11 protein-coding genes are annotated in these 19128 nt (G+C 67.5%); 9 read left to right on the forward strand and 2 right to left on the reverse strand.

All coding sequences use genetic code 11. From position 1 onward, the window contains the following. The first annotated feature begins 290 nt into the window (after window positions 1-290). From BUC15_RS12155 to BUC15_RS12175, 5 genes are all read left to right on the forward strand, one after another. A complete protein-coding gene (locus BUC15_RS12155) occupies window positions 291-1031 on the forward strand; it encodes a Rossmann-like and DUF2520 domain-containing protein (protein WP_073188658.1) in 741 nt (246 codons plus the stop codon). Further along, window positions 1028-1879, forward strand: a complete 852-nt coding sequence (panC, locus tag BUC15_RS12160) for a pantoate--beta-alanine ligase (RefSeq protein WP_073188660.1) — start codon at window positions 1028-1030, stop codon at window positions 1877-1879. Before BUC15_RS12155 ends, panC begins: the two co-directional genes overlap by 4 nt. Further along, entirely contained in the window at window positions 1879-2268 is a 390-nt protein-coding gene (gene panD, locus BUC15_RS12165; protein WP_073188662.1) for an aspartate 1-decarboxylase, read from the forward strand. The genes panC and panD overlap by 1 nt, the downstream gene beginning before the upstream one ends. A 5-nt stretch (window positions 2269-2273) precedes the next feature. Next, window positions 2274-3164 (forward strand): 3-methyl-2-oxobutanoate hydroxymethyltransferase, encoded by an 891-nt coding sequence (panB, locus tag BUC15_RS12170; protein WP_073188664.1) that lies wholly within the window; start codon window positions 2274-2276, stop codon window positions 3162-3164. A 295-nt stretch (window positions 3165-3459) separates the two neighbouring features. Further along, complete coding sequence (locus BUC15_RS12175; RefSeq protein ID WP_073188667.1) at window positions 3460-4458, forward strand: Gfo/Idh/MocA family protein; 999 nt, start codon at window positions 3460-3462, stop codon at window positions 4456-4458. A 6-nt stretch (window positions 4459-4464) separates the two neighbouring features. Here the strand turns inward: BUC15_RS12175 and BUC15_RS12180 are convergent, their stop codons facing one another. Beyond that, window positions 4465-5481, reverse strand: a complete 1017-nt coding sequence (locus tag BUC15_RS12180; protein WP_073188669.1) for an LCP family protein — start codon at window positions 5479-5481, stop codon at window positions 4465-4467. A gap of 18 nt (window positions 5482-5499) precedes the next feature. Next, a complete protein-coding gene (gene ileS, locus BUC15_RS12185; RefSeq protein ID WP_073188671.1) occupies window positions 5500-8634 on the reverse strand; it encodes an isoleucine--tRNA ligase in 3135 nt (1044 codons plus the stop codon). A 318-nt stretch (window positions 8635-8952) separates the two neighbouring features. Here ileS and BUC15_RS12190 point away from each other — a divergent pair, with 318 nt between their 5' ends. The 4 genes from BUC15_RS12190 to BUC15_RS12205 all read left to right on the forward strand — a co-directional run bounded on the left by BUC15_RS12190 (window position 8953) and on the right by BUC15_RS12205 (window position 19104). Continuing rightward, window positions 8953-10131: a hypothetical protein gene (locus BUC15_RS12190; RefSeq protein ID WP_073188673.1), complete on the forward strand. Its 1179-nt coding sequence runs from the start codon at window positions 8953-8955 to the stop codon at window positions 10129-10131. 125 nt (window positions 10132-10256) lie between these two features. Continuing rightward, entirely contained in the window at window positions 10257-11378 is a 1122-nt protein-coding gene (locus BUC15_RS12195) for a MalY/PatB family protein (RefSeq protein WP_073188675.1), read from the forward strand. A gap of 58 nt (window positions 11379-11436) precedes the next feature. Further along, on the forward strand, window positions 11437-12930 hold the full coding sequence (locus BUC15_RS12200; RefSeq protein ID WP_073188677.1) for an FHA domain-containing protein: 1494 nt from the start codon (window positions 11437-11439) through the stop codon (window positions 12928-12930). Between the two features lie 24 nt (window positions 12931-12954). After that, the gene (locus tag BUC15_RS12205; protein WP_175558318.1) at window positions 12955-19104 is read left to right on the forward strand and encodes an Ig-like domain-containing protein; all 6150 of its coding nucleotides are present in this window, start codon (window positions 12955-12957) and stop codon (window positions 19102-19104) included. The last annotated feature ends 24 nt before the right edge of the window (window positions 19105-19128 follow it).

The raw sequence follows: 19128 nt of genomic DNA on the forward strand, positions 1-19128 counted from the left end.
TGGTGATCGTTGCGGACACCAGCGGTTTGTGGCCGATACCAGCAGTATCGCTGGACACCTGCCGTATACCGCTGGTGACGAGCATTTCCGCTGGTGTCGGCGGCGGAACGTTGGTGTCGCGACCTAACCCTGGTGTCGACGACCTGACCCTGGTGACGACCGCAGATCGCAGGTGACCCGCCAACCCGCCGTCGACGCTGAGCCCAGAGGCGCCCACCCACCGGGCAGGATTCTGGGCACCCAAGACACGTCGTCTATCGTTGCTTGACCCTTCCTCCCCAGGAGCCCGAATGCCCGAACGACGCCAGAGCCGATGCATCGCCGTCGTCGGCAACGGCCGACTGGGCAAGGCTCTCTGCGTCCTCCTCCGCGCCCACGGATGGGACGTCCAAGGGCCGTTTGGCCGCGGAGCGGACCCGGAACAGGCCGACGTCGTGCTGCTCTGCGTCCCCGACTCGCAGATCGCCGCCGCGGCTGCCAACGTAACCACTCGTAACGGGCTCCTCGTGGGGCACTGCTCCGGAGCGACGACTCTAGCGCCACTCGCCCCGCACGATGCGTTCGGGATGCACCCCCTGATGACCGTTCCAGACAAAGGAACACCGGTCTTCGACGGCGTCACCGCGGCCATCGCAGGCACGACCAGCGAAGCCCTGGAGACGGCGACGGATCTGGCTCTCTCACTTGGCATGTCGCCGGTGGAGATCGACGATGCGGCCCGCCCCGCCTACCACGCGGCAGCGTCGGTCGCCTCGAACTTCCTTCTTACCCTGGAGGACCTGGCCGAACGACTCGCAGCCTCGGCGGGCATGCCGCGCGAACGGTTGGTGCCCCTGGTCCGTGCGACCGTCGAGAACTGGGCACAGCACGGGGCAGCGACGGCGCTGACGGGGCCCATCGCGCGGGGCGACCGCGCCACGGTCGCCGCCCAGCGGCTCTCCGTCGCGCAGGAGTGCCCGGACGACCTGGAACTGTTCGACGCGCTGGTGGCCGCCACCGGGCGACTGAGTGAAAAAGGTAGGAGCTCATGAGGATCGTACGCACCTTGGAAGAGTTGGGCGACGCGCTTGAGGACGCCGACACGGTCGGCCTGGTGCCCACCATGGGCGCCCTCCACGAAGGCCACCTGTCACTGATCAGGACCGCCCGGGACGAGTGCGATGTGCTGGTGGTGTCGGTGTTCGTCAACCCCACGCAGTTCAACGACCCCGCAGACCTGGCCGCGTACCCCAGCGACGAGCCCCGCGACGCAGCCCTCGCCGAAGGCGCCGGCGCCGACGTGTTCTTTGCGCCACCTGCCGAAGAGATCTACCCAACCGGCTTCGCGACGACCGTGAGCGTCAGCGGCGTGAGCGAGCCCCTCGAGGGTGCCCACCGCGGCAAGGCCCACTTCGACGGCGTCGCCACCGTGGTTGCCAAGCTGCTGATCGCCGTCGCCCCGGACGTGGCCTATTTCGGGCAGAAGGACGCCCAACAGGTGGCGGTAGTCAGGCGACTCGTCGCCGACCTCGCGCTGCCGGTCGAGATCTCGGTGTGTCCGACGGTGCGGGAGCCGGATGGCCTGGCGATGTCCAGCCGGAACGTCCGACTCGCCCCGGAGGACCGGCCGAGGGCCCTCGCGTTGAAGGCGGGCCTTGACGCGGCCGCCTCCGCGGCGACCGAGGGCGCCGACCCCCGTGCCGCCGAAGCCGCCGGGCTCGCGGCGATGCGTGAACGCGACGTCGAAGCCGAGTACTTCGCCATCGTCGACCCGGAGACCTTCGCCCCCGCCGATGACCTCACCCGACCCGCACTTGCGGTCGTCGCCGCGACCGTCGACCAAGTTCGACTTATCGACAATCAGCCGATCGACCCGATCCCCACCCAGGAGGCCCTCTGATGTATCGCACCATGCTCAAGTCCAAGATACACCGCGCGACCGTCACCGATGCCGACCTGCACTACGTCGGCTCCATCACCGTCGACCCCGATCTCCTCGAGGCCGCCGACATCTTCGAGCACGAGCAGGTCGCCGTGGTCAACGTCGACAACGGTGCCCGGTTCGAGACCTACACCATCGCGGGCGAACGGGGCTCCGGGCAGATGAAGGTCAACGGCGCCGCGGCCCGCCTGGTGCACCGCGGCGACACGATCATCGTCATCTCCTACGGTCAGTATGACCGCACCGACATGGCCGACTACAGGCCGGTGGTCGTCCACGTGCGGCCGGACAGCAACGCCATCATCGAGGTCGACGCCGAGGTCGCCACCCTCCTGACGGAACGCTGACCGCGATGTCATCTCGCCCAGGCCAGACCAAGGCCACCTCGCCAGGCCCGCGGGTGACGCCGTCAGTCCTGGCCGACATGAAGCACGCTGGTAGACCGATCGTGATGGTCACCGCCTACGACTACCCCGGTGCGCTCGCAGCGGAGAAGGCCGGCGTCGACGTCGTCCTGGTCGGCGACTCGGCGGCGATGACCGTACTCGGCCACCCCGACACCAATCAGGTCACCGTCGACGAGATGCTGATGCTCACCGCGGCGGTGCGTCGCGGTCTCCAGGGGCCGATGCTCATCGGCGACCTGCCATACGGGTCCTACGAGGAGAGCGACCAGTTGGCGGTGGCCACCGCCCGACGCTTCGTCGACGAGGCCGGTTGCGACGCCGTCAAACTCGAAGGCGGCGGGCCGACCTCGGTGTCGCGGGCCCGCGCGGTCATTGGTGCGGGCATCCCCGTGATGGGGCACGTCGGCCTGACACCGCAGAGCGCTGCTGAGCTGGGCGGGTTCAGGGCTCAGGGCACAACGGCCGCCGGAGCGAGGCGGGTCGCCGACGAGGCGCTCGCACTCCAGGCTGCTGGTTGCTTCTCAATCGTCTTCGAGGCCATCCCCGCCGCGCTGTCCGAAGCGGTTATGCCCCAGATGGGGGCGGTGGTGGTCGGGATCGGCGCCGGGGGCGCGGTCGACGGGCAGGTGCTCGTGTTCCACGACCTGCTCGGCCTGTCCTCGGGCGGCTCAGCCAGATTCGTGAAGCGCTACGCCGAACTCGGCAAACAGACCGTCGACGCCCTGCGCGACTACGCCGCAGACGTGCGGAAAAGGGCCTACCCGGGCCCCGAGCACTGCTACCGGATCAAGGCAGAAGAGTTGGCCACCTTCCTGGCCTCCGCACCGTGGCCGTGACGCCGCATCGAATCAGATGGGAGGGCGGAGTCGACAGATTCGTGACAGATTCGTGACAGATCCCGGCTTCAGCCAAGGCATCGGCCGATTCGGCGGGAGACTGTTTCTCGGGGGAACAACGCGTGTTCTACCGGGGTCTCCGGGCCCCGGCAGAACCGTGCCATAGGGCGGATTGCTGCGTGGCACGTGCGGCCAAGGTCCTGACCGGGGGATCAGGGCCGGGCCACGCCATCCAAGGTCCTGTTTTTGGGCCCTGTGTGCCTCGGGAACCACTCATGGCGGCTAGGCTCGGGGAATGAATGGTGTTCGCTGGGGCATAGTCGGTGCCGGGTCGGTCGCGGGCCTGGTCGCCGGTGACTTCCAGTTCGTGCCAGGGGCAGAACTGGTCGCGATCGCGTCGCGAAGCGAGGAGAAGGCCGAGACCTTTGCTGCGCAGTATGCCGTGCCGCGCGCCTTCGGTGACTACCACTCGATGCTGGCCTCTCCCGACATCGATGCCGTCTACATCGCCACCCCACACGCCCAGCACCGGGACATCGCGCTTGCCGCAATCGCCAACGGAAAGGCGGTGTTGGTGGAGAAGTCATTCGCGACGACGTTGGCCGGGGCCCGGGAAGTTGTGCAGGCGGCGCGGGCGGCCGGGCTCTTCGCCATGGAGGCGATGTGGACCAGGTTCGTGCCCGCCATCGCCGCGGCCCGTGAGGTGGTGGCCTGGGGAAGGATCGGGGACGCCATCGCGGTCCAGGGCGACCTGTACGCCTACCGGGAGTACTCGGAACGGCATCGGCTCTTCAACAAGGAGTTGGGCGGCGGGGCGATCCTCGACCTCGGCGTCTACCTGGTCAATCTCGCACAGATGTTCCTGGGCGACGTGAAGTCCGTTGACTGCATGGCGCGGCTCTATCCGACCGGGGTGGATAAGGCCGCCTCGATCACGTTGGCGCATGTCGGGCACGGGATGTCGTCGCTGGCCTGCGGTTTTGACGGCCCGGGCCCGGGGCGGATGGTGGTCATCGGCACCAAGGGCTGGATCGAGATCGAGCCCCGGTTCCATCACCCCTCGGTGATCTCCATCCACCGTGCAGGGGTGTTGCCGAGGGTCATCGAGGCGGCACCGTCAGGCCGCGGCTACAGCCACGAGTTCGCCGAGGCCAGCAAGCGCATCTCGGAGGGGGCTACCGAGTCGCCGACGATGCCGCTGGCGGACACCCTTGAGGTGATGCGCGTCCTCGAATCCTGCCTGCGCCAGGCCGGCGTCTACCACAGGGACGCTCAGGTGCCTGGCCTGGCCTGACCGCGGTCAGCGGTGTGACTCGTAGAAGCCCAGCATGGTGTCGGTGCGCAGCGCCGTCTGCAGGTCCGCCAGGGCTGCCTTGTCGAGGAGGACGATCGACTGGCCGTCGGCCGAGGTGCCGAACCCCGAGGTCGGGATCTGGAACGAATGGATGTCCGCACCGCGCACGTCCCGCATCGACCAGCCCAGGTCGAGGATCGCCTGGTTCGTCAGTGCCTCATCGACGGTGAAGTTGCTGCCGAGCGTGGTGACGGCCTCCCGGAACCGGGCTGGATCGGTCAACACGCCGGTCGACGTCAGCTTTTCGACGACGGCCTTGATCACGTCGCGCTGCCTGGTCGCCCGGCCGAAGTCGCCGTCTGAGAGGTTCTTGCGCTGCCGCACATAGATCAGGGCCTCGTTACCGTCGAGAGTGATCTCTCCCTTCGGGAACTGGAGGTCTCCTGCCGTCGACGCCTCGCGGTTGTTCACCGTGACCCCGCCAAGGGCGTCGATGACGTTGACGAAGCCCTCGAAGTCGATGATCGCGGTGTGGTCCATCGGGACATCGAGCAGTGATTCCAGGGTTTCCACGGCCAGCGCGGCCCCGCCCCACGAGTAGGCCGCGTTGATTTTTGCGTCGCTGTGGCCGGGGATCGGTACCCAGCTGTCCCGCGGGATGCTCATCAGGAACACCTGCTTGCGGTCACCCGAGATGTGCAGCAGCTGCAGCACGTCCGAGCGGCCACGCTCGGTGCCGCGATGGTCAGAGCCCATCAGCACGAAGTTCAGCGGCGCGGCCTTGGCCTCGCTCGGTTGGACCGGCGTGGGGCGCCTTCCCGTCGGCATGATGCTGGGTTCGCGCCTGATGTTGTCCATGGCGTCGACGGCGGACTTGGCGTAGTAGCCGACCACCCCGACGGCGGCCAACACCAATGCGATGACAACGCCGAGCACGGAGAACAGGAGCCGCCGGTTCCTGCGCCGTTCAGGGCGTGCCGAAGCTCCAGGCTGGTCCTCGTCAGGCCGCTTTTCGTCGCTCACACGGGTAGCTTAGACCCGTCAGGCCTTCTGGAGCCGCAACCTGAGATCGAGTTCGGGGTCCTCATCGGTGGGCGCGTCGACCTCGTCCTGCGTCAACTCGACCGCGAGCACCTCTGAGGCGATCAGATCCCGGTGGACGGCGATCGCGGCGGCCAGCTCGGGTCCGGCCTCCAGCGCAATCCGGATCCGGTCCGACACATCCAGCCCGGCACGCTTTCGCGCCTCCTGCACGAAGCGGATCACCTCGCGGGCCTGACCCGACTGGATCAACTCGGGGGTCAGTTCCAGGTCGAGGGCCACGGTCTCTCCCTGCTCGTTGACGACCGACCAGCCCTCCCTGGGCCGTTCGGTGACGATCACGTCGTCGGCGGTCAGTTCAACCTGTTCGCCTTCGAAATCCATGATCGCCTTGCCCATCTCGCTCAGTTGGCTCGCAAGCCAATCGGCGTCCAACTCCGCGATGGCCTTGGCCACCAGCGGTGTGCGCTGCGCGTACCGCTTGCCGAGGCTGCGGAAATTGCCTTTCGCGGTGTGGTCGACGAGGTCGCCTGCGGAGGCGAACGACTCGATCGACTCGACGTTCAGCTCGGCCTTGATCTCCTCCTGAAGCTCGGGTGAGAGTTTCTCGAAGATCGCCGACGGCACCAGCATCCGGCGCAGCGCCTGCCGCACCTTCACCCTCGATTCGGAACGCGCCGCCCTGCCCAGCTCGACCGTGCGTCTGGTCAGCCCCATTGCCTCGGTGAGGAGGGGGAACATCCGCGTCTCGTCGACCTTCGGCCAGGAGGCGAGATGCACCGAGCTCGGGCCTTCGGGGTCGGCGGCGTGGAACATGTCCTGCCAGACGCGCTCGGTGACGAACGGCATGATCGGGGCAAGCAGCCGCGTCAGGATGTCGAGCGTCTCGTGGAGAGTCCACAACGCGCCCTCGTCGCCGGCCCAGAAGCGACGGCGCGAGCGACGCACGTACCAGTTGGACAGGTCGTCGATGAAGTCTGCCAGGGCGGCGCCGTAGCGCTGGGTGTCGAAGTTGTCGAGTGCTTCTGAGGTCTCCTCGATCAGCTGCTGAGTGGCCGTGGTCAGCCAGCGGTCGAGCACGTGGCGCTGCGCCACCGCTGGCGCCTCACCGCCGGGGTTCCAGCCGGCAGCACGCGCATACAGCGACTGGAACGCGACCGTGTTCCAGTAGGTGAGCAGCACCTTCCTGACGGTCTCGCCGATCGCCTGGTGCCCGACCCTTCTGGCCGACCAGGGTGATCCGGAGCATGCCATGAACCAGCGCACCGCGTCGGCGCCGTGCCGGTCCATCAGCGGGATCGGTTCAAGCACGTTGCCCAGATGCTTGCTCATCTTGCGGCCGTCGTCGGCGAGGATGTGCCCGAGGCACACCACGTTGCGGTAGCTGGACTGGTCGAACACCAACGTGCCGACCGCCATCAGGGAATAGAACCAGCCACGGGTCTGGTCGATCGCCTCGCAGATGAAGTCGGCCGGGTAACGCTCGGAGAACTGCTCGGCCGACCCCGGCGCATGCGGGTAGCCCCACTGCGCAAACGGCATCGAACCGGAGTCGAACCACGCGTCGATGACCTCAGGCACCCGGTGCGACTCCTTGCCGCAGGTCGGGCAGGGGAATGTGACGGCGTCGACGTAGGGCCGGTGCGGGTCCAACGCGCTCTGGTCGGTACCCGTCAAATCGGAGAGTTCGGCCCGCGACCCGACGGCGACCTGGTGGTCATCCTCGCAGCGCCAGATCGGCAACGGCGTTCCCCAGTAGCGGGTACGGGAGAGCGCCCAGTCGATGTTGTTGTTGAGCCAGTCGCCGTAGCGGCCGTGTTTGATCGACTCCGGGTACCACGATGTGGCCTCGTTCTCCGCGAGCAGCCGGTCCTTGATCTTGGTCGTGCGGATGTACCAGGAAGGCATCGCGTAGTACAGCAACGGGGTGTGGCACCGCCAGCAGTGCGGGTAGGAGTGCGTGTAGTCGAGTCTGCGGAACAGCAGGCCCCGCTCGGTGAGGTCGGCGACCAGGGCGACGTCGGCCACCTTGAAGAACTGGCCGCCGATCAGGTCGAGGCCTTCTTCGAACGTGCCGTCCTTGCGGACGGGGTTGACGAAGGGCAGGTCGTACCTGCGGCACACCGCCATGTCGTCCTCGCCGAAGGCCGGTGCCTGATGCACGAGGCCCGAGCCGTCCTCCGTCGTGACGTAGTCGGCGAGCACCACGAAGTGTGCGGGGGAGGGGAACTCGACGAGTTCCAGCGGTCGCTGGTAGTTCCAGCGCTCCAGGTCGGCGCCGAGGAAGGTGTCGGTCAGCGTCCACTCATCGCCGAGTACCTTCTCGGCGAGCGGTTCGGCGATCAGCAGCGACTTCTGCCCGGGATGCGTGGCGACGCGGTACGTCACCTCGGGGTGTACCGCGACGGCGGTGTTCGACACGAGGGTCCATGGCGTCGTCGTCCACACCAACAGGTCGACGTCGCCGGCCAGGGGGCCGGAGGTCAGCGGGAACCGGACATAGATCGACGGGTCTGTCACGTCCTCGTAGCCCTGCGCGAGTTCGTGGTCGGACAGCGCGGTGCCGCAGCGCGGGCAGTATGGGGCGACCCGGTAGTCCTCTTCAAGCAGCCCCTTGTCGTGGATCTGCTTGAGTGCCCACCACAGCGACTCGACGTACTCGGGCTTCATGGTGACGTAGGCGTCCTGCAGGTTGACCCAGTACCCCATGCGTTCGGTCAGCTCGGAGAAGGCGTCAACGTGACGCAGCACCGACTCGCGGCACTTCGCGTTGAACGCCTCGACGCCGTATGCCTCGATGTCCGCCTTGCCGGAGAAGCCGAGTTCCTTCTCGACCGCGAGCTCGACGGGCAGGCCGTGGCAGTCCCAGCCGGCTTTGCGCTCGACGTGGAACCCGTTCATCGTCTTGTACCGGGGGAACAGGTCCTTGAAGACCCGGGCCTCGATGTGGTGGGTGCCGGGCATCCCGTTGGCCGTCGGGGGGCCCTCGTAGAAGGTCCACGGCTTCCCACCTGCCGTCTGGCGCAGCGACTCTGAGAAGGTGTCGCGTTCGGCCCACAACGCGAGGATGCCCCGCTCAAGCGCCGGAAAATCGACCTGGGCAGGCACGGCCTGGTAGCCGGGTGAGGTGGTCATGTGCGGGTTTCCCTTCCATCAGCATCACTACTGAAGGGACGGGCCTGGGCCCGCGGTACCACCCTCCTTGGGCGCCTTGGCACCCCACTCTTGCGTCACCGCCGCCGGGTCTAATTGGCGAGCTGGACTCGCCGTTCTTCCGGCAACTCCGGGGTGATGGCCCCATCCTCGCCTTGCGGTGCGCAACCATTATGCGACGAGGGTCGCCGTCTACTCAAACCATAAGGTGACGCCGTCGGCGAAACAGCGACCGGGGTCAGGTGGCTCCCGCCGGATGCGGCTGGCACGATGGAGGTTCGATGAGGAGGTGGCGGCACGGTGACAAGCGGTGAGATCGAGGGCTGGGTGCGGGAGCGCGGCATGGAGTTCTACCCGATGTGGCCAGCGATGCGCGGCATGTTCCGCGGCGGTGAGATGTTCGACGGTGGGGACCGCCAGCTGTTCGACGGTTGGGCCGGAATGCTCGGCGGGTTGCCCGTGTTCGGGTTCCAGGCCGCAGCCGGCTCCGATCCGGACGGGCCGCTCTACGTCGTCGGGGTCCGCCTGCCCGGAATCACCTTTCCCGGGCTCACGATGATGGAGTCGGGCTTCGACGGAGAAGTCCCAGCCGTGCCCATCGACCCTGTGTTCGACCTGTCGTGGAAGGTGAGCGCACGCAACCCGACGTTCGCCCGCGACCTGGTCAGCCGCCCGATGCAGGCCGTGCTGATCGACATCACGCCCGACTTCTCCCAGATCTGGCTCGAACGGGACGCGGTGCTCCTCAGCGCCCGCGGCGGGGTGTCCGCGACCGCCGTCGAGCGCTACCTCCAACTCCTGCGACGGCTCGTCGACACCATGCCGACCCGCGTCCTCGACGCGCTCCGCACACCGAAGGCGCCTGCACCGCCCCCGTGGCCCACTCCGACCCGCCACCCGCAGTTCCCTCCCACCGTGGCACTCCCCCCGGTGTCCGGCATCGGAAACGAATGGGGTGCGTGGGCCACCCGCCGCGGCTGGATGCATTACCCGAGCGGCCGGGAGGTGGCCGAGCGGATGAACCGCGGGCCGCTTCCCACCGGGCGCCACATCGACGCCTTCGTCGGGCGCTTCGGCGAGTTGCCCTGTTTCGGTTGGCGGACGATCACCGGCACGGGGGAGCAGTCGAGGATCAGGCAGGTGCTCTGCATCAGGAGGCCGGGGCTCGACCTCAACCCGGTCAAGGTCACCCTCGACGACGCGATGCTCACCGAACTCGTAGGCAGCGGCGACATTGAGGTCGGAGACCCCGACTTCGACTCCCGCTGGCGGGTCACGTCGCGTTCACCCGAAAGTGCCAGGGCGGTGCTGACGCCTGCGGTTTGGAAGCTCATGGGCGAACCGTTCGTCCCGGAGTTCGCGCAACTCTGGTTCGAGCACGACGTGGCCGCGGTGATCACCGACCGGGCCATCGGCCCGGACCGCGTGGATGAGTACCTGGTGTTCCTCCACAAGCTGATTACGCGGATGGGCCGCTGACGCCGTCGCGCAGGGTGGTGGCCCATTCTCGCGACCAGACGGATGAGAATCGGTCAGTGGTCGATTTTCCGAGGTCGGGCGGAGGATCGTCCGCGGTTGGGCGGAGGGGAATCGGAGGTGCCAAGATGAGGAACATGCCCATCTTCAACGTCCCCCTTACCGAACTTCGAGAACGCACCAGCATCAAGTGGCGCCGCTTTGAGCCGGACGTCCTGCCGATGTTCGTGGCGGAGATGGACGCGCACATCGCGCCACCGATCCGGGAACGCCTCGAAAGGGCGTTGAGAATGGGCGACACCGGCTATCCGGAGTTGCCCATCTATCAGGAGGCGATGGCCGACTACGCGAACTGGCAGTGGGGGTGGGATCTGGATCCCGCAGACGCGACCCTCGTCACCGACGTGGTGACGGGGATGAGGGACGCCCTTGAGGCCGTCAGTTCCCCCGGCGACGCCGTCGTGATCAACCCTCCGATCTATCCGCCGTTCCGGGGAATCAGCCACGACCGACGGCTGGTCGAGGTCCCGATGGTGGCAGGACGACTCGACCTCGAAGGGCTTGAGGAGGCGTTCAGGACGCAGCGACCGGCCGCCTATCTGCTGTGCTCGCCGCACAACCCCGACGGCACCATCCACACCCGGCAGGAGCTTGAGACGGTCGCAAGGCTCGCCGATGCGTACCAGGTGGCGGTCATCTCAGATGAGATCCACGCGCCACTTGCCGGGGCCCGGCACGTGCCCTACCTGGACGTCGACGGCGCTTCGAACGCCGTGATCGTCATCTCGGCTTCGAAGTCGTTCAACCTCGCGGCCCTCAAGGCGGGCCTGGTCATCGGCGATTCCGGGATCAGGAACCGGCTTCGGCCGATGGTCTCCGACGGCGCCAGCTATTTCGGCGTCCTCGCGCATTCGGCGGCGCTGACCGATGGGCGGGAGTGGTTGGCGGAGGCCTCGGCCGAGATCACGGGCAACAAGGAGTTCTTCGCCGAGCGACTCAGGGCCACGTTGCCGCAACTGGAGCACACCCCGTCCGAGGGCACCTACCTGGCCTGGGTCGACTGCGCGCCTCTCGGGCTCGCGAACCCGGGGCAGCACTTCCACCGGATCGGGAGGGTCAGGTTCAACTTCGGGGCGGAGTTCGCGCCCGAGACGGCGTCGTTCGTGAGGGTGAATCTGGCCACATCGCACGACATCATCGAAGAGGCGGTCAGGAGAATGGCGGCGTCGATCGGCGCCGTCGAAGAATAGGAATTGGCCCCCGCCACCTCGTAGGCTGCTATGTAACACCCACCAGCAGGAGGACCAGATGACGCAACCCGTTGCGGCTTGGCGTGTCAGCTACACGCCTGGAAATTGGCTGGTGCTGGCCGGTCCGACGATGCTCGTCGTCATGTTGCCTGCCCCAGCCCGGGCGTCCGGGCTGGTCAACGAGCTGTGGTCTGACATCGTGACCGCGGAATCGGTGGACGGCCTGCTCAAGCTCGCCGGGGAGGTCGGCCTCGATTCGATGCCGGACTTCGGCGCGTTCTTCTGGGACAACCGTGGCCTGCACGCGCTGACAAGGGGACGGGTCCGCGTGATCGACACCGAGGACGGGTCCGTCGCGCTTGAGGGCGAGGGGACGCTCACGTGGAACGAGGCGAATCTCGGTGCCGTCCGGAACCTGCGCATCGACCTTGAGCGGGTCGACGACGACGAGGTGTTGCGGCTGCCGCTGGTGGTCGGAGCGGCCAGCGTATCGGCCATCCAACTTACGACTGATCCCGATGCGTTGATCAGGTTCCCTAGCCACGAGCAGTTCGGTGTGTTGTCGGACAGCGCGGTTCCTGCCGCGGGGCCCGAACCGGTCGCCGGGCCAGCGATCGACCCCGAAGACGAGCGCCCGGCCAACCTTGAGGTGGTCCCCGAGGCTGTCGCGGTTGAGGTGCCTGATGCTGTCGTGGAAGAGCCGGTCCCCGATCCTTTCGCCGAAGAGTCGGTACCAGGTGCGATCGCGGAGGAGCCGGTGGCAGAGGTGCCAAACGCCCTCGACGACCAGGCGCCCGATCCCACTTCGTCCGATTCCGGCCCGGACGACGTGGCGGCCGTCCCGGAGCCGATCGCGTCCACGATCGTAGAGGAGGACGGGTTCCCGGAGCTGCGTGACGGCTCCGGCCCGGACGACTCCACCGATCCGGGGGCAATGATCGCCCCCGCCCCAGAGCCGGCGGTCGAAGCGCCTCGCCCCGCGCCGGTGGTGGTTCCGCCGACGCTGGGCGAAGTGGACGACGAGGGCGGCACCATCTTCTCCACCGGCCTGGCGGCCACCCATAAGCCGGCCCAGCAAGCCGAACAAGCCCTCGATCCCCAGGTGCTCGCCGTGCCGTGCAGCAACGGGCACGCGAACCCGCCGGGGGCCCGCAGCTGCCGGATCTGCAAGGCGCCGGTCGACTCCACGAACCCGAGATTGATCAGGCGGCCGCTGCTCGCCGGCGTCCACACCAACAAGGGCGAGTTCTTCGACGTCGTCGCAGGCATCGTGATCGGGAGGGCTCCCGACGGGGGCAGCGGGCCGGCCGGCGCGTTCCTGCTGCGCGTGCCGAGCCCGGGCAGCGACATCTCACGCAACCATCTGCTCGTCACCACCCGCGACTGGAACGTACACATCACAGACCTCCACTCAACCAACGGCACCACGGTGCTGCCGCCCGGCGAACAGCCCTTCATCCTGCATGACGGCGCCTCCGTCCAGGTCGAGTTGGGCACTGTGCTCGACCTTGGTGACGGGGTATCGCTGCGCATCGAGCCGCCACGCGGCTGAGCGCCAACGATTTAGGGGATGGTCTTGACGGTTGAGAGGCACACCGCGCGTCCACTGCGGCTGATCGGCCGTTTCGTTCGCCGATCCTGGCAGGGGCTGCTGGTCGCGGTGCTGGCGGTCGCGCTCGGCGTCGCAGCGTTCGTCAGCCCAGGGCTCGTCGAAGCCGACGTGGTTCTTGACGACGGCAATGTCTACGTCGTCAAGGGCGATTCGGAACTCGTCGGCACGCTCAACTCCCAGATCAAGCAGTTGTCGAACGCCAGCCCGTTGGGCGATGAGGATGCCGAGGTGCTGCAGAACGAGGACGAGGTGCTGATCCACCTGCCTCGATCGGGATCGCTGGTGCCGTTCGACGCTGCCCGAAACATCTCCGGGTCCATCACGCAACTGCCCTCCAACTCCACCGTCCAACTCGTTCGCGACCGCCTCCTGGTGGTCGGGCCGGAAGCGGGCGCGGCATGGTCAGGTTCGGTCACGGACATGTTGGCGATGGACTTCGAGCAGAACAAGCCCGAACTCGAGGTCGGCGACGGTGGCACCGCGACCCTCACCACCGACGGCGACGTGATCGGCCTCGATGTCGCTGAATCCCGGCTGGTGCGCAGCACGCCCGAGGGGATCACCACGGTGGCGCTACCCTTCGAGTTGGAGGACGACGCCGTCGTCAGCATGTCGGCCGTCGGTGAAAAGGCTGTCGTCCTGGACCGGTCATCCAGACGGATCTGGGTGGAGGGCACTGGCCAGGCGCTGCCGGTCTCCGACGCCAACACCGCCCGGTTGATGGCACCGGCCCCCGATGCGCTGGGCGGTGAAGACGGCATCCTCGCCATCTACGCCAACAGTGCAGGGCTCAACGCCGTCACCAAGGACGGGCAGGAATCCATCTCGTCACGCATCGACCTTTCGCCCGTCGCGCCCATCCAGGTGGGCAGGTGCGTCTACGGCGCGGGGGTCTCCGGGACCGACGGCGTCTTCGTGCGCAGGTGCGTCGGGCAGGAAGCGCAACGCGAGACCATCGAATCGATCACGTCCGAGGACGGCTCGTTCTCGTTCCAGGCCAACCGGGGCGTCGTCACCCTCAATGACCGGGCCAACGGCACCGTCTGGATGGTCGACAAGGACATGTTCGTGATCCATCCCGAGGACTGGGACGGCGTCAAGCCCGCCGAGGACGACGATCCGAACAACACCAGCGGCAGCGAGGTCGCTCAGCAGCCCGAACGTAGCCCGGATAACCGGGCCCCGACAGCCAACGACGACACGCTCGGCGCCCGTGCCGGACGATCCACCGTCCTGAACGTCCTCGACAATGACTCCGACCCCGACGGCGACGTGCTGACCATCTCCACGTCGTCGAAGCTGAACGGAGCGACACTCGAACCGATCCGAAACGGTGCGGGCCTGCAGATTTCGATCGCAGCTAACGTCGCACCGGGGCCACTGACCTTCGAGTACCGCGTCGACGACGGCCGACCGGGCGGAACCGACACCGCCACGGTCGTGGTCAACGTGTCGCCTGCCGACATGACGGTGGCGAACACGCCGCCGCGCTTGTCGGAGAAGCCCGGTGGCCACAAACCGGTCGAGGTCAGGTCGCGTACCGAGTTGACCAAGAGGGTGCTGCTCGACTGGCGTGATCCTGAAGGCGACCCGCTGATCCTGACGAACGCCTGGCTGGAGCAGGATTCCGAGGACATCCTCACGTTCAGCCCCGACGGCACCATCCAGTTCACGGATGTCGGGCTCGCCTCGGGGCGGAAGAAGATCAACCTCACAGTCTCGGACGGCCTGGCCGAGACCACCGGTGAACTGCTGCTCAACGTCGGCGAGGACCCGGTCGCCCCGATCGCCTACGGCGACTACGCCACCACGAAGGTCGGCTCCCCGGTGAAGGTCGAGCCGCTCGCCAACGACCAGGTGTACAAGCCGACGCTGACGCGGGTCGCCGAGCAGGCGGAAGGCTGCGAGGAATGCAGCGTCGTCGCCGACCTCCGTGAGGAGACGATCACCTTCACGGCACAGCGACCCGGAACCTACTACGTGCCATACGACGTTCAGAGCGGCAAGACAGCCACCGGCGTCGTGCGCATCGACGTGCACGGCGAGCGGGTCACCGGCCCCCCGGTGGCGGCGAGCGACGTGGCGCTGCTGCCGCTGGGAGGCACCGTCGTCCTCGATCCGCTGCTGAACGACACCGATCCGAACGGCGAGGTGCTGGTCGTACAGACCTTCGTGGCCCCCGAATCGCTCCAGGTGGTCATGGAGCGTAGGCACCGGATGACGATCAGCGCGAAGCAGGACCTGACGCAGCCCGTCCAGATCACCTACTGGATCTCCAACGGTGTGCATCCCGTTGAAGGCAAGATCACGGTCGTGCCGACCGACATCGGGTCGGGCACCCCCGCCACCGTCGAAGACCACGTGCGGGTCAGGGCGGGTACCACCGCGAGCATCAACCCCGTCCTGAACGACACCTCACCGGTCGGGCTCGACCTTTCTCTCGGGCAGCTCGACGACAACACCTTCGGGGACCGGGGCTGGGTCGACGGCGACCTGGTCCGGATCAGTGTGCCCCCGGGCACCGCCCCGGGCGTCAAGCGCATCGGCTACACCGTGGTCGACTCGCGGGGTGGTTCCGCGCCCGGCCTGATCGAGGTCGACGTCATCGCCGAGGATGTGCCGAACACCGCCCCGGCCCCTGAGCCGGTGGTCGACCGGGTGCTGGTGGGAACCGAGACCCGGATCCCGATCCCGCTGAGCGGTATCGATCCCAATGGCGACGCGGTGAGGCTGGTCGGGCTGGCCAGCGGGCCGCAGCTCGGGCGGGTCACGTCGGTGGGTGAGCAGTACCTCACCTACGAGGCATTCGACGGGGAGAGCGGGGGCACCGACACCTTCACATACCAGGTGGTGGACGCCTTCGGGGCCACCGGAATCGGCGAGGTGCGCGTCGGCGTCGCCCCGACCAGCGGCTCCAACACCAAGCCCGTCGCGCAGCGTGACCAGATCACCGTGCGGCCCGGCCGGCCGGTGCGGCTGCCGGCGCTCCGCAACGACTTCGATGCCGACGGCGACTCCATCGGCTACGACGCCGACACCCCCATCGAGATGGACGAAGGTATCGAGGCGGAGGTGGTCGACCACGAGATCGTGATGACTGCCCCCGCGAAGGTCGGAACCTACGTCGGCACGTACGCGATCAGGGACGGTCGCGGCGAGACGGCCTACGGAGAGCTCATAGTCGATGTGGAGGAGGACGCCGAAAACCTCCCTCCCGTGGCCCGCGACGACAGCGTCCCCCTCTCAGGGATCGTCGACCAGACCTTCGTGGAGGTCGATCCACTCGCCAACGACTTCGACCCGGACGGATTGAACGAAGACCTCCGGATCGAGGTCGGAGACCAGGGCAGCGATGGTGACGGCGCGCGGGTCGACGAGACCGGAAGGCTCCTGACGGTCCCGGTCCGAGCCGAACTGCAGCAGATCCGCTACGTGCTGGTCGACGGTGACGGTGCACGTTCGAACGGGCTCGTGGTGGTGCCGGGCACCAGCAACGTCGTCCCTGCCCTCATCGAACCCGGTCTCGAATTGAAACCGACAGCCGGTCAGCCCATGAAGATCGAGGTGAACCGCTACGTCCGAGGCACCGCCGGGCGCACCGTCCGATTGTCCGGGGCGGATCAGATCTGGGCCACCAGCGGGGCCGATGCCGGGCCGCAGGGGGAAGACGCGATCAACTACGTGGCCGACGCCAGGTTCTCCGGCCCCGCCGCATTGGTGTTCGAGGTGCAGGACAAGGTTTCCAGCCCGAGCGACAAGACGGGTCGGTCGGCGGTGATCAGCATCCCGTTGGACGTGCTGCCCGCCGCTTCGATCAGCGGCTCTTCGAACATCAAGCCGGGCGAGGAACTGAACCAGCCACCCGTGGCGACCGTCAGCAACCCACGCCTTGAGGTCGGCGCCGGTGAGGCGGAACGCTCGCTCAACCTGCTCAGCCTCTTCAGGGACCCGGACGGCGATGAGAACTCCATGATCATCAAGGGCGGGCTGCAGGAGACAGGAGGCGACGCGTCGATCAGGTGGCATTCAGACCGGGAGGTGCTGACCGCCAGCGCAACGGTCAACGCCAAACCGGGCAGCTACAAGACCGTCAGCGGCGTCGTCATGGACGCGGAAGGCGCTGAGGTGAACTTCTCGGTCCGGGTCGAGGTCACGTCGTCGACCCGGCCGACCATCACGGCGAAGGAGGATCGCATCGAGAGCGCCGTCGCCGGGCAGAGCTACCGCCTCTCGGTGACGGCGAACGACAAGTCGCACCTGCTGGGGGATGAGACCATCACCCTCCTCAACGTCCGGGCCACCAGCCCAGGCGGATCCGTCAGGATCGTCAACGCAGCCACCGGCGAGGTGGAGGTCACCCTCGAGAAGGGTTGGCACGGCCCCTTCACCGCCAGCTATTTCGTCAACGACGCCACTGGCGACCCGAACCGTCACGTGACCGGCGCCATCTTTGCGCAGGTGCGCGACGTGCCGGGCACCCCGTCTGTCCCGTATTCGCTCGACCCTGAGATCCGCGATGGTCAGGTCACGGTGCAGTACCGTTCGACCGGCGACGGTGGCGCCCGGATCACCGGAGCGGTCGCGACTGCGACGTCGAGCGGCCAACCTGAGCACAAGGGGACCTGCGCAGCGAACACCTGCACCGTCACCGGCCTGAAGAACGGTGTGCCGTGGCGGATCTCGGTGGTCGAGACCAACGAGGTCGGCTCTTCGCAGCCCTCCGGGTTGTCTGCGCCGCAGACGCCGGATGCGCGTCCGAACCCGCCGAGCCAGCCGACCGTCGCCTACGCGGATGGTCAGCTCACCGCCACCTGGACCCATGACCCCTACTCCTCCCCGAACGGCGGCAGCCCGATCGTCGGCTACGACGTGACCCTCTCCGGCGGAGCGACCGCCACGGTGACCGTCGGCGCCGACAAGCGCACCCACACCTGGACGAGGCTCACCAACGGCACGACGTACTCGTTCACCGTCACCGCGAGGAACCAGAGCGGGCTCACCGCCACCTCCCCGGCCTCGGCACCCGAATACCCCTCCGGCGTGCCGACGGGTGACGCCGCACCGGTGGCCAAGCCGGTGGGAGATGTCGGTGGAGCCTTCAACGTCACGTTCAGCGCCTCGGGGGTGGACGCCCGCGGCGACGCCGTCAAGCAGTGGATCGTGATCCCGCACACGAAGTCCGGCAGGGGCGACGTCACCCCGAGAACTGTGCAGGCCGACGGCAGCGCCGCGTACTCGGTCAACGTCACCGGCATGGGTCTCGAACCGACCATGTTCACGATCGAGGCCGTCAATCGGGGACCGGTGCGTGGACAGGTCGGCTCCACCGGGGCCTACCAGATCGCCTACCCGCCGCCTGAGATCACCGAAGCCAGCTGGTTCGCCAGGAACGCCGCGGTCGGTGTGAACATCGCCACCAACCTGCCCGCCGAGGCGCCCGTGACCTACCAGTACTCGCTGGATGGCGACAACTGGTCCACGTTCGACGGCAAGCAGATCTCCGGCCTCACCAACGGCGTTTCCTACACTCTGCGGATCAGGATCGAACTGGAGGGCCGGGTTTCTGCGACCTCGCGGATCCCCGGGGCGGTGCCACGCTCGGAAGCCCCGCCCGCACCGCAGGTCGTCGCGCGGAGGCTGATCCTCCCCGACCGCGTCCAGGTCGACTTCGACGAGTCGTTGGAGGCCACGCAGGGCTGGGGGTTTGCCAACTACCGGTTCTGCACGGGACGACGCTGCGGACTCTCGACCGAGCCCGTCGTCGTCGCGGCGGGGCAGAGCACCACGGTCCACTGGGCGGCAGGCTCTGCGAGCGGCCGCTACAGCGAGAACCCCTCCGCGGTGTCGTTGCCCACGCTGGACAGCAGCGGGACGGTCGGTTTCACGTTCCCGTACGTGCAGAGCGGAAGCTGCACCGTCGTGGCGCGAGGCGGCGAGGGCCAGACGACGGTATCCGACATCGTGGGCTCGGACGGGGTCCTGACCTATCGGCGCACGTTCAACGACATCCCCATCCCGGACCCACCGCCGGAGGGACCGACCACAGCGACGGCGACAGAAGCCACGGTCACCTGCACGATCAACCAGCAGACACTCACCTGGGAACTCAACTAGGCAAAGACAGAAGGAGCTGAAGAA

Source organism: Tessaracoccus bendigoensis DSM 12906 (genome assembly GCF_900141915.1).
Classification (GTDB): Bacteria; Actinomycetota; Actinomycetes; order Propionibacteriales; family Propionibacteriaceae; genus Arachnia; species Arachnia bendigoensis.

Excerpts from the sequence above, each read along its gene's own strand:
- BUC15_RS12155 (WP_073188658.1), top strand. The coding sequence starts at position 291 with ATGCCCGAACGACGCCAGAGCCGATGCATCGCCGTCGTCGGCAACGGC.
- panC (WP_073188660.1), top strand. The coding sequence starts at position 1,028 with ATGAGGATCGTACGCACCTTGGAAGAGTTGGGCGACGCGCTTGAGGAC.
- panD (WP_073188662.1), top strand. The coding sequence starts at position 1,879 with ATGTATCGCACCATGCTCAAGTCCAAGATACACCGCGCGACCGTCACC.
- panB (WP_073188664.1), top strand. The coding sequence starts at position 2,274 with ATGTCATCTCGCCCAGGCCAGACCAAGGCCACCTCGCCAGGCCCGCGG.
- BUC15_RS12175 (WP_073188667.1), top strand. The coding sequence starts at position 3,460 with ATGAATGGTGTTCGCTGGGGCATAGTCGGTGCCGGGTCGGTCGCGGGC.
- ileS (WP_073188671.1), bottom strand. The coding sequence starts at position 8,634 with ATGACCACCTCACCCGGCTACCAGGCCGTGCCTGCCCAGGTCGATTTT.
- BUC15_RS12195 (WP_073188675.1), top strand. The coding sequence starts at position 10,257 with ATGAGGAACATGCCCATCTTCAACGTCCCCCTTACCGAACTTCGAGAA.
- BUC15_RS12200 (WP_073188677.1), top strand. The coding sequence starts at position 11,437 with ATGACGCAACCCGTTGCGGCTTGGCGTGTCAGCTACACGCCTGGAAAT.